This window comes from Sphingomonas sp. Leaf412, from assembly GCF_001425405.1.
Taxonomy (GTDB): domain Bacteria; phylum Pseudomonadota; class Alphaproteobacteria; order Sphingomonadales; family Sphingomonadaceae; genus Sphingomonas.
In genome coordinates this window covers 518,665-532,226 of the sequence record NZ_LMQP01000002.1, presented here as the reverse complement: position 1 = coordinate 532,226, position 13,562 = coordinate 518,665, and the positions used below count along the sequence as shown (strand labels likewise).

The following is a 13,562-nucleotide window of genomic DNA, read 5'->3' as shown; positions in this document are numbered from 1 at the left end:
TTGACCCGGACGCGCGTCCACGCGCGCCCAATCGACGCGTCAGGTTTGCGGGGGGCGGAGGTCTGCTTCGGTGTCGTGCCCGCTCAGCGCGCGGCTGGAATCAGCTGGCGGCAAGGTCGACGCCGCGAGGATTGGAGCCGCCGTCGTCTCGACGTTCGGCGTGTTCACATGGTGCTCGTGGCAGCTCGCGTGATGGTGCGGATAGCCCTTGTCGGCATCGGCCGGAACTTCGTCGCCGTCGCCTGGTGCGTGGGCGGCCATCTCGGTCCTGCTCATCTCGACGCCGCCTGCTTCGGTAGCATGCGCCATGCCGGCCCATGTCGTGAGGACCAGCATCAGGCACGCCAGGAAGGGCACGAGCTTGCGCATGCCTTTTATTATCATTCCGCCGGCACCGTGTAACCCCGCCCATCCGGGACGATCTCGGATCGCGCCTGCATGATGATCTGCACGCCGCCGCTGATACCGAGCAGGGCCATGATGCCCGCGACGATCAGATCGGGCCAGGCGGTGCCGGTCCCGAACACGCCCGCTGCGGCGAGCACTACGGCGACGTTGCCGATCGCGTCGTTGCGCGAGCAGATCCAGACGGAGCGCATGTTCGCGTCGCCGGTGCGATAGCGATACAGCATCAGCGCGACACCGGCGTTCGCCACCAGCGCGATCACGCCGACAACACCCATGATCCCGGCCTGCGGCGTGCCGCCGTGCCAGACCGCCCAAAGTGCCGCTGCCAGGACGTAGACGCCGAGGATTGCGAGCGTCGCGCCCTTGAGCAGTGCCGCCCTCGCTCGCCAAGCCAGCGCCATGCCGGCCACGCCAAGACTGATCGCGTAGTTCGCGCTATCGCCGAGGAAGTCGAGCGCGTCCGCCTGCAGCGCCTTCGATCCGCCCGCCACGCCCGCGACGATCTCGGCGGCGAACATGGCGGCGTTCACGCCGAGCGCGATCCAGAGCGCCCGCCTCCATCTGGGATCGGCGGATGTCCCCTTGTTCGATGATGCGCAGCAGCTGCCGCAGGCCATGGTCGTCGCCCTTCGTGTTCGTCGTGCGACGTCCTATATGGACCCTGTAGCCGCTACAGGGTCAAGAGATGAATGCACTGACGATCGGCAAGCTGGCTGAGGCGACCGGCACCAAGGTGGAGACGGTGCGCTATTACGAGCGCGCGGGACTGATCGCTCCTCCGGCTCGGACGGCAGGCAACTACCGGTCTTATCGGCCGGAGGATCTGGAGCGGCTTCGCTTCATCCGCCGCACGCGCGATCTCGGCTTCTCGCTGGACGAGGTGCGCGCGCTGCTCGACATGGCTGAGCAGCGCGATCGGGACTGCGGCACGGTGGACGCACTGGCCAACCGTCACCTGGAGGAGATCGATCGCAAGATCGCCGATCTGACGGCGCTTCGGCGCGAACTAGCGGGTGTCATCTCCAGCTGCGCTGGAGGCACCATGGCGGAGTGTCGCATTCTCGAGGCATTCGCCCCGGGAGCCCGCTGATGAAGGCGGAGGCCATGTACGTTCCCGCCCGAGCCGCCTTCGGCAAGCTCGTATCGGCTGCGGAAGTTGTCTCCGTTGGCGCGAGTGGGATACCCAGCCCCACGCCGCAGCACTACTGGGCATCGGTACTCTTCACCCGTTTGGTGGTGACGGCCAAGAGCATCCAGACGCTGACGCCGACGATGGGCCCGAACACGCACGTGGATTTCAGCGCGGTGGCGTCGATCGCGCGCAATCTGGCCGAATGCTACCTGTTCTTCTTCTTCCTATGCATCGACGACGTGCCGCAGGATCAGAAGGACGCACGCATCATCCTTCTCAACCTTCACGACGACGGGTCGAGGGCGAAACTGTTCGCAGAGCTTGGTGAGGAGGAGATGGATGAAGAGACGCGTGCCCTCCGAAATGTCGTCCGGACCGACCTGGAGACGAGGTTCGCCGCAAATCCCTATCTCGCGGCGCTATCGGAGAAGAGGCGGCGGGAACTCTTGAAGGGCGAGAAGACGCCGTTCGTTCAGGACGACGTGATCGACCGGACTGACCTCGACAAGAAGGGGTTCCGCTTCTTCTACCGGTTCCTGAGCAACCACACCCATACGGGCCCGGTCGCCTTTTACCGGATGAGCGAGCACGGCCGGGGGGCGGGGTTCCGGAACGAGAAGGACACCTTCTACATGGCTTCCGCGCTGGACTTCGCGGCGATGCTGATGACCCGGGCGATACGTGACATGTCAGGACTGTTTCCAGAGGCCGAGGAGAGAGGGCGTAAGGCGCGTTCGGTTAAGATCAGAAAGCCGGGGAAGAAGGTATTACGCCGCCGGCGGTGACCGCAGCAGGAGATCATCGTGCGATGGCGATCGCCGAGTGGTCCATGGATGGATCAAGGATAACCCCGCGCTCCTTGCGTTCTGAATAGCGGTCGACAAGCTGTGTTGAGTGGGGTCGTAGAAGCACAGTGAAGCGCACCAGCTCCTCCATCACGTCGACGATGCGATCGTAGTAGCTGGAGGGCCGCATGCGGTCGTCGTCGCCGAACTCCTTGTAGGCCATCGCGACCGACGACTGGTTCGGGGTCGTGAACATTCGCATCCAGCGGCCGAGCAGACGCAGCGTGTTGACGCTGTTGAAGGACTGCGACCCGGCCGACACCTGCATGACGGCGAGAGTACGGCCCTGCGTCGGGCGCATTCCACCCATCGAAAGCGGCAGATGGTCGATCTGGTTCTTCATGACAGCCGTGATCTGGCCATGCCGCTCCGGGCTGCACCATACGTGGCCCTCCGACCACATCGACAGTTCGCGCAACTCGTGCACCGCCGGGTGGTCGTCACCCGCTATCCTGTCGGGCAGCGGCAGGTCGCTGGGATCGAAGATGCGCGTCTCGGCGCCGAACAGCTGCAGTAGACGCGCCGCCTCCTCGACGCAGAGGCGGGAGAACGAGCGCTCGCGCAGCGACCCGTAGAGCAGAAGGATGCGCGGCGGTGGCTGATCCGACCCGAGACCCAGCGCCGGTCGATCGATGACGAAGGATCGGTCGAGGGCCGGCATGTGCGTCGGATCGGTGATCGTGCGGAGGGGCATGTGGGTAGCTCCAGTATGGCTGGTCGCGGTCAGGTGGCTCGCGGTGCAAGCAGGATCACGCAGGTGCCCACCAGGCACAGCGCGGCGCCACCGACGTCCCATCGGTCTGGTCGGACACCCTCTACGCTCCACAACCAGATGAGCGACGCGCAGATGTAGATGCCGCCATACGCAGCATACGCTCGGCCTGCCGCGTCGCTGTCCACTCGGGTGAGCAGCCATGCGAAGAGGATGAGCGACACGATGCCCGGGGCGAACCAGAGCGGTGACTTGCCCATCCGGAGCCACGCCCAGAAGGCAAAGCAGCCGGCGATCTCGGCGAGCGCCGCGGCGATGTAGACGATGGCGGTCATGCGATGGAGAGCCTCAGGGCAAGGGCGGCGAGCGTGATGAGCAGCACGGGCACCGTCAGCGTCACCCCGACCTTGAAGTAGTAGCCCCAGCCGATCTTGACGCCCTTCTGGTCGAGGACGTGGAGCCACAGAAGCGTGGCCAGCGACCCGATCGGCGTGAGCTTGGGGCCGAGATCGCAGCCGATGACGTTGGCGTAGATCATCGCGTCCCGCACAGTGCCCGTGGCGTGCGACGCGTCGATCGACAGCGCGCCCACCAGCACCGTCGGCATGTTGTTCATGACCGACGACAGCACGGCCGCGATGATGCCGGTGCCGAACGCCGCGCCCCAGACGCCGCCTTCGGCGGTGCGGTCGAGCAGCGTGGCGAGATGAGTGGTAAGACCGGCGTTCCGCAGACCGTAGACGACGAGATACATGCCCAGCGAGAAGATCACCACCTGCCATGGAGCGTCACGGATCACCTTGCGCGTCTCGATGACCGTGCCCCGGGCGGCGACCGCCAGCAGCAGCAGCGCCCCGACCGCTGCCACCGCGCTGACCGGCACGCCAAGCGGGTCGAGCACGAAGAAGCCGACGAGCAGCAGCGCAAGGACGATCCAGCCAGTGCGGAAAGTCGCCGGGTCGCGAATGGCGGCCCCCGGCAGCCGAAGCTGCCCGACGTCGTATTCGGCAGGGATGTCGCGCCGGAAGTAGAGCGTCAGTACGACCAGCGTGGCGGCGATCGCGGCGAGATCGACGGGCACCATGACCAGCGCATATTCGCCGAAGCCGAGGCGGAAGAAGTCGGCCGAGACGATGTTGACGAGGTTCGAGACGACCAGCGGCAGGCTGGCTGTATCTGCGATGAAGCCGGCAGCCATGACGAAGGCGAGCGTCGGCTTCGGACCGTAGCCCAGTGCCCGCAACATCGCGATGACGATGGGGGTGAGGATGAGCGCCGCACCATCGTTGGCGAAGAGCGCAGAGACCGCGGCGCCAAGCAGCACGACCAGCGCGAACAGGCGGCGTCCATGTCCACCGGCCCAGCGGGCGACGTGGAGAGCGGCCCATTCGAAGAAGCCGGCGGCGTCGAGCAGCAGGCTGACGACGATGATCGCGACGAAGGTGGCGGTGGCGTTCCAGACGATGTTCCAGACGATCGGGATGTCCGGGACTGTGACGACGCCGGCGACCAGCGCGACCGCCGCGCCGCCCATTGCGCTCCAGCCGATGCCGAGGCCTCGGGGCTGCCATATGACGAGGCCGATGGTGACGACGAAGATCAGGAGAGCGGCGATCATCCCGCCACGCGGTTCCCGTCGGCATCGACGACCTGCTCTCCGTCCTCCTTGGCGAAGGCGCCGATCTGCGCGTCCACCAAGATGTCCAGCACCGCTTCCGACGGGCGGCAGAGGCGGACACCCAACGGCGTGACGACCAGCGGGCGGTTGATGAGGATCGGGTGATCGATCATCGCGTCGATCAGAGCTTCGTCGCTGATCGCCAAGTCGTCGAGGCCGAGCTCGGCGTAGGGCGTGCCCTTCTCGCGCAGAAGCTGGCGCGCCGTGATGCCAGCGCGATCAATGAGCTGGGTCAGCATAACGCGTGACGGCGGCGTCTTCAGATATTCGACGACGCGTGGCTCAACGCCGGTGTTGCGGATCAGCTCGAGGACGTTGCGCGAGGTCCCGCAGGCGGGGTTATGGTAGATCACGATTTCGGTCATGTCAGTGCTCCGCGTCAGCAGCAGGTGAGTTCGGCAAGCAGCGGCTCGCAGAGTTCGGGGCTGCCTTGGCAGCAGTCCTTGGCGAGGAAGACCATGAGCTCGCGAAGAGCGGTGACGTTCGGACGCTGTACCTGGTTGCGACCGTTCTTCTCGGCGCGAACAAGGCGGGCCTTTGCGAGCACGGCGAGATGAGTCGAGAACGTGCTTTGCGTCATGCTCATGGCCTGTGCGATCTCCCCGGTCGCGAGGCCAGCCGGCTCGTATCTGACCAGCATTCTGAACGTCGCAAGGCGCGTCGGGTGCGAAAGTGCCGCCAGGGCGGTGAGTGCTTCCAGATTGTTCATGCATCGGCTTTAACCGATGAGACGCCCTCTCCGCAATATGCATCGGATTATTCCGATGGAATCGCATCGACATCCAGGTCGAGCTCAGTATCGACTCCGGTCTGACCGATATCACCACGGATCAGTTCGCCGGCGTCAGATTGGGCGAGGCACTCGCGAAGGATATGATCGCCGCAAGGATCGGTCCCGATCTCCGGATGGCAGCTGTCCGCTGACCGTCGTACCTTGAACAGCACCCCTTTCCAACGACACCGCAGGATCTATCGCAGCACAACTGCATCAATCTGCGGCTTCGATCGGCGGGAGGCATGTACGCGCGGGAGCTGGAGCATGGCGACCGAGAGATACGCATGCGGGTCGACGGGCAAATGTCCTGCAACAGCACCGCGACGATCGTGCGGGCTGCCGTGCGCGGTGTCGGTCTCGAGTTCGTGATGGAAAGTTCGGTCGCCGAGCACGTCATTCGCGGGGAGCTGGTCAGGGTGCTGGATGATTGGTGCCCGCCCTTTGCCGGCGAACACCTGCATTACCCCAGTCGGCGGCAACCATCGGCTGCTTTCACACTCCTAGTGGATTCCCTGCGCCATAAATCATAGCCGCACGAACGTTCGTTGAAGCACCGCAATCGGGATCCTCAGCGCCTAACGAACGGCACCGATCTGCTTCAGGGTGGTAAATCCCGTTTGTCAGCGGCCGCCCCGAGGAAATCCGCTTCACCTCTTGACCAAAACGGCACAGTTGTTGTTCCGGGCGCACGGATAAATAACCGGTTCTAGGAAGTGGCATGGCAGTCCGGATGATCCGCGGAGCTTTGCCAACAGTCGTAGCTCAGTAGTTGCCTGAGACTAAAGGCGGACATATTCTACAGTAGCCACCACTCTACTTTCGCTACGATGCAACACATGAGCTGTTTAATTCTTATTTGAGGACCTCCTGTCTACGGCGTGAAGGCTTCAAACCGATATAGTCAGGCTCGTTGAGATCGTCGAGGAGTTCGCGAGGATGGACCTTCAGGGTGCTAGCCACGATGCATAGGGTGGTAAGTGCGATGTTCTGGGTCCCGCGCTCTACCCGACCGTAGAAGGATCGGTCCAAGTCCGCAGCTTGCGCAAACGCTTCCTGGCTCAACCCGGTTTGTTCGCGGAGTCTCCGAATCGTCGCTCCGATGATCTGCAGCACCTCTCGCTCCATGAGAACGGACGTGACGGCTGGACGTCGACAGGTCCACGGCCTTGAAGAACACGGCTTTTGAGTCCCGTGCATTTCAGCTATAAGGGTTGCGACGTCGGGCTGGCCCGCAGATGCAACTTAGAAGGACGGAGATGAGGATACATTTAGCTGGCAGGTACACCGCTAAGGAGTTCGCCGACATAATGGCGGAGGTGCTGCCGATCTTGACAGAGGGTCAAATCGGAGGCCTTGAAGACATTGACATATCTCTCACCGCATTCGACCTCGACGGACGTGAAACGTACCCATCGGACATGCAGGGGAGGCACGCCGGCCTACGCGTCTACAGAGAGAACGCAGGCAACGACGAGATGATTGCCACGGGTTGGCATTTTCCCTGGCTGAGTGGCCAAGAATGGCCGGAAGATCGGCGCTGACGTTCGACGGGAGCGGACTACACCGCTACATCTGCTTTGATCGCGCTATGAGGTGCATAGCCCTCGACCTCAAAATCCTCGATTCGATAACCGTCTATGTCGCTGGGCTTACGGATGAGACGCATTTTAGGGAATGGCCGTGGCTGTCGCTGGGCCTGTTCGCGGGCTTGTTCGAGATGGTTCAGGTAGAGGTGAACGTCACCGCCTACCCAGATAAGCTCACCGGCGCGCAGATCTGCCTGCTGAGCAAGCATGAGCTGAAGTGCCGTCGCACCGACGTAGTTGAATGCGGCCCCGAGCAGTAAATCAACTGACCTTTGGAAAAGAAGACAATTCAGCCGTCCATCCGACGTCACGTGATACTGATAGACCATGTGACAGGGCGGTAACGCCATCGATCCAAGTTCGGCGACGTTCCAGCCGTGGAAAAGCATCCTGCGACTTGTCGGATTTTCTCGAAGCGTTTTAACCAGCTCGGCGATCTGATCGTATTCTCGACCATCGGAGCCGAGCCATCGGCGCCACTGTTTGCCGTAGACCGGCCCGAGATCTCCCCACCGCACAGCGAAGGAATCGTCTTCAACGATTCGGCGCTCAAATTCTTCCTGCGATACTTCCTCGCCCGTCTCGCGCCGATACGTGGCAAGCGGCCAATCGCTCCATATACGCACGTTCTCCCGCAGCAGCGGCTGGATGTTTGTGTTTCCAGTGAGGAACCAAAGCATCTCCTTGACGGCCGTCTTCCAGTAGACGCGCTTCGTCGTGAGGATTGGGGCGTCGCCTTCGGAAAGATCGAAGCGCACCATGGCGCCGAACACTGACTTAGTGCCGATCTTAGTTCTATCCTCACGTTCGTCGCCTGCCTCAAGTACCTGCGAGAGTAAATCGAGATATTGATGCTCGGGGTGCCTAATCATTGTTTTTCCTTCCGCAGAGCATTGAGAGCGTTTCGCCCGACCCCAAACAGTTTGCTACTTCCGTGACCAAGGACTTGACCTCGAAAAGCATGGGCGACGCGAGCTTTGAATCATTGCCCTAATTTGCAAACGGCCTGCCATTCTTCTGCCCACTCGCGCGTGCTGAGGCCAGTCCGGCCTCTGTTCGCTCAGTAACGAGGTCCCGCTCACAGGCGGCAATCGCCGTAAAGGCCATGAACATGATCTTGTGCATGACGTTTGTCGTTTCAAGACGCCCGCTGTCGGTACGGCGAAGCGGAGGCAGCTGGCTACTTTCATTCATCGATAGTAGCGCTACTATGCGCATTAGACGCTTCCCACACTCTCATTCATTCAGTGATAGCTTGGCGCTACGCCGGAAAAATAGCTCGCACCCAGTAGCAGGTCGACCGATCGTTGGAAGAGGAGGCAGTTCAAACGCCCGTCGGAGGTCACGTGATATTGGTAGACCATGTGGCACGGCGGCAATGCCATCGCGCCCAGTTCCGCGACGTTCCAGCCGTGGAACAGCATCCGCCGGCTCGACGGATCGTCGCGCAGCATGCGGACCAGTTCGCCGATCTGGTCGTACTCGCGACCATCCGCGCCCATCCAGCGACGCCATTGCTTGCCGTACACGGGCCCCAGCTCGCCCCATCTTGCCGCGAAGTCGTCATCGGCGACGATCCGCCGCTCGAACTCCTCCTGCGATACGTCCTCCCCGGTTTCGCGCCGGTAGGTGGCCAAGGGCCAGTCGGTCCAGATGCGGACATTGTCCTCCAGCAATGGCCGGATGTTCGTGCCGCCCGTCAGGAACCACAGCATCTCCTTCACCGCGGTCTTCCAATACACCCGCTTGGTCGTGAGGATCGGCACCTGGCCGGTCGACAGGTCGAAGCGCACCATCGCGCCGAAGATCGATCTCGTGCCCACGCCGGTACGATCCATCCGGTCGTCGCCATGGTCGAGCACCTGGCCGAGGAGATCGAGATACTGGTGTTCGGGGTGACGGGTCATGATGCCTCGCGATCGCCGTCTCGCACCGTCGGATGCGAGGTCGCCGTCGACGCGGGACGGCGGTCGTCGATGCGGCATGGCCGGATCGCATCGGGATCGGGGCGGGCGCCGACCGCGCGGAAGGTCGCGAAATATCCCCCGGCCGACCGTAGTTCGCGCATGCCCACGCGCTGATAACCGACCGCGCGGAACTCGCATTCCAGCAGGACCGGCGGCGTCCCGTGGTCACGCGTCGAACGGTTCGCGTCGACCACCACGACCAGTCCGTCGGGGCGCAGCGACGGGCGCAGTCGCCACAGGAACTCGTACGGCTGCGCGATCTCGTGATACATGTGGACCATCAGCACGCGATCGAAACTCGCGTCGGGCAATTTGGGATCGGATGCGGTGCCCAGCCGGACGCTGACGTTCTCCAGCCGCTCGCGACTGACCCGCTCCGCCAGTGCATCGCGCACGGCGGGAAAGATGTCCTGCGCCAGCACGCGCCCGTCCTCGCCGACGCGTTTGGCGAGCCGGATGGTATAATAACCCTCGCCCGCGCCGATATCCGCGATCGTCATGCCGGGACGGACGCCGGCGAGGTCCATCACCCGCTCCGCCTCGTTCAGCCGGTCGCGTGCCTCCTCGGTCGACCAGCGCGACGACACGATGTTCGCGACCGGACGGTCGGCCGCGGGAAACGGACCGGGAGCCTTGGCCTTGCGTTTCACCAGCGGTTGCGATCCGTCGCATCCGGTCAGGACGAACGCCGCCAGCAGCAGGAGGCCGGTCCGCCTCAATCCACGTCCTCCACCTCGACCTTCTCGCCGGTCACGCGCTGGGCCAGCGCGGCGGCCATGAAGTCGCCGAGGTCGCCGTCCAGCACGTCACCTGGCGAAGTGGACGTCGCGCCGGTGCGCAGGTCCTTCACCAGCTGATAGGGTTGCAGGACATAGCTGCGGATCTGGTGGCCCCAGCCGATGTCGGTCTTGCTGGCGTTCTCGGCATTGGCCACCGCCTCGCGCTCCGCCAGTTCGCGCTCGTACAGGCGGGCGCGCAGCTGGTTGTACGCTTCTGCCTTGTTCTTGTGCTGCGATCGCTGGTTCTGGCACTGCACGACGATATTCGTGGGCAGGTGAGTGATGCGGACCGCGGAATCGGTGGTGTTGATGTGCTGCCCGCCCGCGCCCGACGCACGATAGGTGTCGATGCGCAGGTCGCTTTCGTTGATCTCGACCTCGATATTGTCATCGATGACGGGATAGACCCAGACGCTGGAAAAGCTGGTATGGCGCCGCGCCGCGCTGTCGTACGGGCTGATGCGGACCAGGCGGTGGACCCCGCTTTCGACCTTGGCATAGCCATAGGCGTTCTCGCCCTTCAGCAGCAGCGTGGCGGATTTGATCCCGGCCTGCTCCCCGGCGTGATAGTCGATCAGTTCGACCTTGTATCCCTGCCGCTCGGCCCAGCGGGTGTACATGCGCTGGAGCATCTCGGCCCAGTCCTGCGACTCGGTGCCGCCCGCGCCCGCATTGATCTCGATATAGCTGTCGTTGGCGTCGGCTTCTCCCGACAGCAGTGCCTTGACCTTGTCCCTGTCCGCCCGCGCGGCCAGTTCGGCAAGCGCGGCGGTGCCGTCGTCGACCATCCCGGCGTCGCCCTCGGCCTCCGCCATCTCGATCAGCTCGACATTGTCCGACAGGTCGCGCTCGATCGCGCGCGTGGCGGTGATCGCCTCGTCCAGGCGGCGGCGCTCGCGCATCACGTCCTGCGCCGCCTTCGGATCGTTCCACAGCGCCTGATCCTCGACGCGCGCGTTCAGTTCGTCCAGCCGCCGCAGCGCGCGGTCCCAGTCGAGCGACCGGCGCAACAGCGCCAGCGCCTCGTTGATGGTATCGACATGGGACTGCGCTTCGGCGCGCATAGGGCTCTCCTGGGTCACGACACGCCGGCAAGCCGGTGTCGTGCGGTACGACGGGCGTCTGGGGTCGGATGCGGCTTAGTAGATGCCGCCCTGCCTCTGCAAGAACTCGCTGTCGCGCGGTGCCTGGCTGGCGCGGGCGGTGGGCACGGCGGTCGGTGCGGCGGTCGTGGCGACGCGACGTGCGCGGCGGGCCTCGCTCTGCGGCTTGAACGCTTCCCAGATGACCGCGGGCTTGAACTCCTCGAACCCCGGCCACGTGCCGTACACCGGCCGCCCCGATCCGCGATCGATGCGGACCATGCGGATGCCCTTCGGCGCGCGGAAGGGCAGGACCTCCATCCCTTCCCACGCCTTCTTCGCGAACGCCTTGAAGATGGGGACCGCCAGGGTTCCGCCCTGCGCGTAGCCGCCCAGGCTGCGCGGGGTGTCGTATCCCATGTACAGGCCGCCCACCATCTGCGGCGTACCGCCGATGAACCACACGTCGGTGGGACCGGAATTGGTTCCCGTCTTGCCGAAGATGGGGCGACCCAGGTCGTTCAGCGCGGTCGCGGTGCCGCGCTGGATCACACCTTCGGCGATATGCACCATCTGGTACGCACTCATCGCGTCGAGCACCTGCCGCCCGCGCGGCGCGGGTCGCGGCATGGCGCGCCCGTTCCACTCGCGCATGTTGCAGCCGTTGCAGGCCCGCCACTGATCCGGCCAGATCACCTTGCCGTCGCGATCCTGCACCAGGTCCACGACGCTGGAATCATGCCATCGGCCATGGTTGGCCAGCACGCCATAGGCGTTGACCATCTTCTCCACCGTCGTCTCGCCGGCGCCCAGCGAATAGGACAGATACGGCTGGTAATCGCCGATCTGGAGGTTCTTCATCAGGCGCACGACGTTGCCCATGCCGGTCTGCGCCGCGGCGCGGACGGTCATCAGGTTGCGTGACTGTTCGATGCCCCAGCGCATGGTATGTGGCCCCGCGCCGCCGCCGGAGAAGTTGCGAAAGCATTTCTGGCCGAGGCGCGCGCCCTGATAGACGCAGAACGGGCCGTCGACGATGATCGACGCGGGGGTCATTCCGTGTTCCAGTGCCGCGGAATATACGATCGGCTTGATCGTGGAGCCCGGCTGACGCTGCGCCTGCGTCGCGCGGTTGAAGGACTGGATGCTGGATTCGAAGCCGCCCTGCATCGCCAGGACGCGGCCCGTCGCGGGTTCCTGCACGACGAAGCCGCCCGAAATCCGCGGCACGCCGCGCAGCGCGTAATCGGTGCCGGACGGCGCGACCGCCAGCACGTCGCCCGCCTTGATCGAACCGAAGGCGGGCGTCGATGTGCCCCGCATCGGCACCTGCGCGGCCCAGCGCGGCATCGTTCCCGTGCTGCCGTCGGCGAAACCGATCGTCCATGCATCCCCCGCGCGCGTGATCGCGATCGCGGGTCGCCAGTCGGAATAATCCAGGCTGATGTTCGTATTCAGCAGCGCGCCCTGCCAATTGTCGCCGATGATGTCGGCATGGCCGAGCGGCCCCGACCACCCGCGCCCGCGTTCGTAGCGCAGCAGGCCGTCGCGAAGCGCCTCCGCCGCCAGTTCCTGCAACCTTTTGTCCAGCGAGGTGCGCACCCACAGCCCGCCCGCATATACGCTGTACGGCCCGTCGCGATCGGTTTCGCCGAACCGCTGGATCAGGCGGCGGCGGACCTCCTCCACGAAATAGCCGCGCACGCGCTCGAACTTCGGCGTGCGCCGCGTGACCGCACCGATCGGCTCGGCGCGTGCGGCATCGCGCTGCGACGGCGTGATGAAGCCGTTGCGCGCCATCTCCCCCAGCACCCAGTTGCGGCGTTCCAGCGCGCGTTCGGTGTGGCGGAAGGGTTCGTAGTTCGACGGCCCCTTGGGGAGGATCGCGAGATAGGCGAATTGCGCCAGCCCCAGTTCGTCCAGCTCCTTGTCGAAATAGGCGTGGCTCGCCGCCTCGACCCCGAAGGCGTTCCGGCCCAGTGCGATCTGGTTCAGGTACAGCTCGAGGATCTGCTCCTTGGTCAGCGCGTCCTCGATCTTCCACGCCAGGATCGCCTCGCGCAGCTTGCGGGCGTAACTGACCTCGTTGCCGACCAGCAGATTCTTCGCCACCTGCTGCGTGATCGTCGACGTGCCGCGCGGCGTCGATCCGCTGACGACGCCCTGATAGGCGGCACGGACAAGGCCGGGGTAGTCGAGGCCGTGATGCTCGAAGAACGTCTTGTCCTCCGCCGCCAGGATCGCACGGATCATCAGCTGCGGATATTCCTGGAACGACAACTGGACGCGGCGTTCGCGGGCGTAGGAATAGATCGGCGTCCCGTCGATCCCGCGGACGTTGGTGGGCAATGGCGGCTGATACGCCTTCAGCTTGTCGACCGAGGGCAGGTCGCGCGCGACCAGCAGCCACAGGCCGCCGAGCGCCGCGACGGACAGCACGGCGGCGTAGACGAGCAGCCGCACCGGAAGGCGGCGCCACAGACGCGCGGGAACGCTGCGCAGGGAAGCGACGGAAACCATGTCGGGCAGCGTGTAGCAGGTTCGGCGCGAGGGGGAAGCGCCCGCCGCCCTTGCCGCCGCCCCCGCCATGCGCCAAGG

Annotated in this window: 16 protein-coding genes and 2 pseudogenes; 4 read left to right on the top strand and 14 right to left on the bottom strand. The window is 64.5% G+C overall.

Annotated features, from left to right (window positions below; all coding sequences use genetic code 11):
• Positions 1–39: 39 nt before the first annotated feature.
• Together ASG29_RS06910 and ASG29_RS06905 are read right to left on the bottom strand one after the other, a co-directional pair.
• Positions 40–369, bottom strand: coding sequence for a hypothetical protein (locus ASG29_RS06910; RefSeq protein WP_156457921.1), 330 nt, complete (start codon positions 367–369; stop codon positions 40–42).
• 11 nt (positions 370–380) lie between these two features.
• A complete protein-coding gene (locus ASG29_RS06905) occupies positions 381–1,025 on the bottom strand; it encodes a cation transporter (protein ID WP_055982091.1) in 645 nt (214 codons plus the stop codon).
• A 68-nt stretch (positions 1,026–1,093) separates the two neighbouring features.
• Here ASG29_RS06905 and ASG29_RS06900 point away from each other — a divergent pair, with 68 nt between their 5' ends.
• Both ASG29_RS06900 and ASG29_RS06895 read left to right on the top strand, forming a co-directional pair.
• Positions 1,094–1,498, top strand: coding sequence for a MerR family transcriptional regulator (locus ASG29_RS06900; RefSeq protein ID WP_055982088.1), 405 nt, complete (start codon positions 1,094–1,096; stop codon positions 1,496–1,498).
• Positions 1,498–2,325, top strand: coding sequence for a DUF5677 domain-containing protein (locus ASG29_RS06895; protein WP_055982085.1), 828 nt, complete (start codon positions 1,498–1,500; stop codon positions 2,323–2,325). The genes ASG29_RS06900 and ASG29_RS06895 overlap by 1 nt, the downstream gene beginning before the upstream one ends.
• 13 nt (positions 2,326–2,338) lie before the next feature.
• Here the strand turns inward: ASG29_RS06895 and arsH are convergent, their stop codons facing one another.
• The 5 genes from arsH to ASG29_RS06870 are packed head-to-tail and all read right to left on the bottom strand — an operon-like array spanning position 2,339 to position 5,484.
• A complete protein-coding gene (arsH, locus tag ASG29_RS06890) occupies positions 2,339–3,079 on the bottom strand; it encodes an arsenical resistance protein ArsH (RefSeq protein WP_055982082.1) in 741 nt (246 codons plus the stop codon).
• Positions 3,080–3,108: 29 nt separating this feature from the next.
• On the bottom strand, positions 3,109–3,432 hold the full coding sequence (locus ASG29_RS06885; RefSeq protein WP_055982079.1) for a YnfA family protein: 324 nt from the start codon (positions 3,430–3,432) through the stop codon (positions 3,109–3,111).
• Positions 3,429–4,715, bottom strand: coding sequence for an arsenic transporter (locus tag ASG29_RS06880; protein WP_055982077.1), 1,287 nt, complete (start codon positions 4,713–4,715; stop codon positions 3,429–3,431). The genes ASG29_RS06885 and ASG29_RS06880 overlap by 4 nt, the downstream gene beginning before the upstream one ends.
• Complete coding sequence (arsC, locus tag ASG29_RS06875; protein ID WP_055982074.1) at positions 4,712–5,140, bottom strand: arsenate reductase (glutaredoxin); 429 nt, start codon at positions 5,138–5,140, stop codon at positions 4,712–4,714. The genes ASG29_RS06880 and arsC overlap by 4 nt, the downstream gene beginning before the upstream one ends.
• 14 nt (positions 5,141–5,154) lie before the next feature.
• On the bottom strand, positions 5,155–5,484 hold the full coding sequence (locus tag ASG29_RS06870) for an ArsR/SmtB family transcription factor (RefSeq protein ID WP_055982071.1): 330 nt from the start codon (positions 5,482–5,484) through the stop codon (positions 5,155–5,157).
• Positions 5,485–5,723: 239 nt separating this feature from the next.
• On the opposite strand from ASG29_RS06870, the pseudogene ASG29_RS17450 reads away from it, so the two are divergent.
• Positions 5,724–6,080 (top strand): annotated as a pseudogene (locus ASG29_RS17450) (LysR substrate-binding domain-containing protein); the annotation flags it as partial.
• A 322-nt stretch (positions 6,081–6,402) separates the two neighbouring features.
• On the opposite strand, the gene ASG29_RS17820 reads toward ASG29_RS17450, so the two are convergent.
• Positions 6,403–6,675 carry a helix-turn-helix domain-containing protein gene (locus ASG29_RS17820; RefSeq protein WP_055982065.1) on the bottom strand — a complete coding sequence of 91 codons (273 nt, stop codon included), beginning with the start codon at positions 6,673–6,675 and terminating at the stop codon, positions 6,403–6,405.
• A 131-nt stretch (positions 6,676–6,806) separates the two neighbouring features.
• On the opposite strand from ASG29_RS17820, the gene ASG29_RS06855 reads away from it, so the two are divergent.
• Positions 6,807–7,091 (top strand): hypothetical protein, encoded by a 285-nt coding sequence (locus ASG29_RS06855; protein WP_162242948.1) that lies wholly within the window; start codon positions 6,807–6,809, stop codon positions 7,089–7,091.
• Positions 7,092–7,108: 17 nt separating this feature from the next.
• Here the strand turns inward: ASG29_RS06855 and ASG29_RS16360 are convergent, their stop codons facing one another.
• The 6 genes and pseudogenes from ASG29_RS16360 to ASG29_RS06830 all read right to left on the bottom strand — a co-directional run bounded on the left by ASG29_RS16360 (position 7,109) and on the right by ASG29_RS06830 (position 13,484).
• The gene (locus ASG29_RS16360; RefSeq protein ID WP_082515740.1) at positions 7,109–8,008 is read right to left on the bottom strand and encodes a thymidylate synthase; all 900 of its coding nucleotides are present in this window, start codon (positions 8,006–8,008) and stop codon (positions 7,109–7,111) included.
• A gap of 118 nt (positions 8,009–8,126) precedes the next feature.
• The gene (locus ASG29_RS17815) at positions 8,127–8,330 is read right to left on the bottom strand and encodes a recombinase family protein (protein WP_414884293.1); all 204 of its coding nucleotides are present in this window, start codon (positions 8,328–8,330) and stop codon (positions 8,127–8,129) included.
• 80 nt (positions 8,331–8,410) lie between these two features.
• Positions 8,411–9,043, bottom strand: a pseudogene (gene thyA / locus ASG29_RS06845) (thymidylate synthase); the annotation flags it as partial.
• Positions 9,040–9,822 carry a class I SAM-dependent methyltransferase gene (locus ASG29_RS06840; protein WP_082515737.1) on the bottom strand — a complete coding sequence of 261 codons (783 nt, stop codon included), beginning with the start codon at positions 9,820–9,822 and terminating at the stop codon, positions 9,040–9,042. The gene ASG29_RS06840 and the pseudogene thyA, both read right to left, overlap by 4 nt.
• Positions 9,819–10,946, bottom strand: coding sequence for a peptide chain release factor 2 (gene prfB, locus ASG29_RS06835; RefSeq protein ID WP_055982059.1), 1,128 nt, complete (start codon positions 10,944–10,946; stop codon positions 9,819–9,821). Before prfB ends, ASG29_RS06840 begins: the two co-directional genes overlap by 4 nt.
• 75 nt (positions 10,947–11,021) lie before the next feature.
• The gene (locus ASG29_RS06830; protein WP_055982056.1) at positions 11,022–13,484 is read right to left on the bottom strand and encodes a penicillin-binding protein 1A; all 2,463 of its coding nucleotides are present in this window, start codon (positions 13,482–13,484) and stop codon (positions 11,022–11,024) included.
• Positions 13,485–13,562 lie beyond the last annotated feature (78 nt).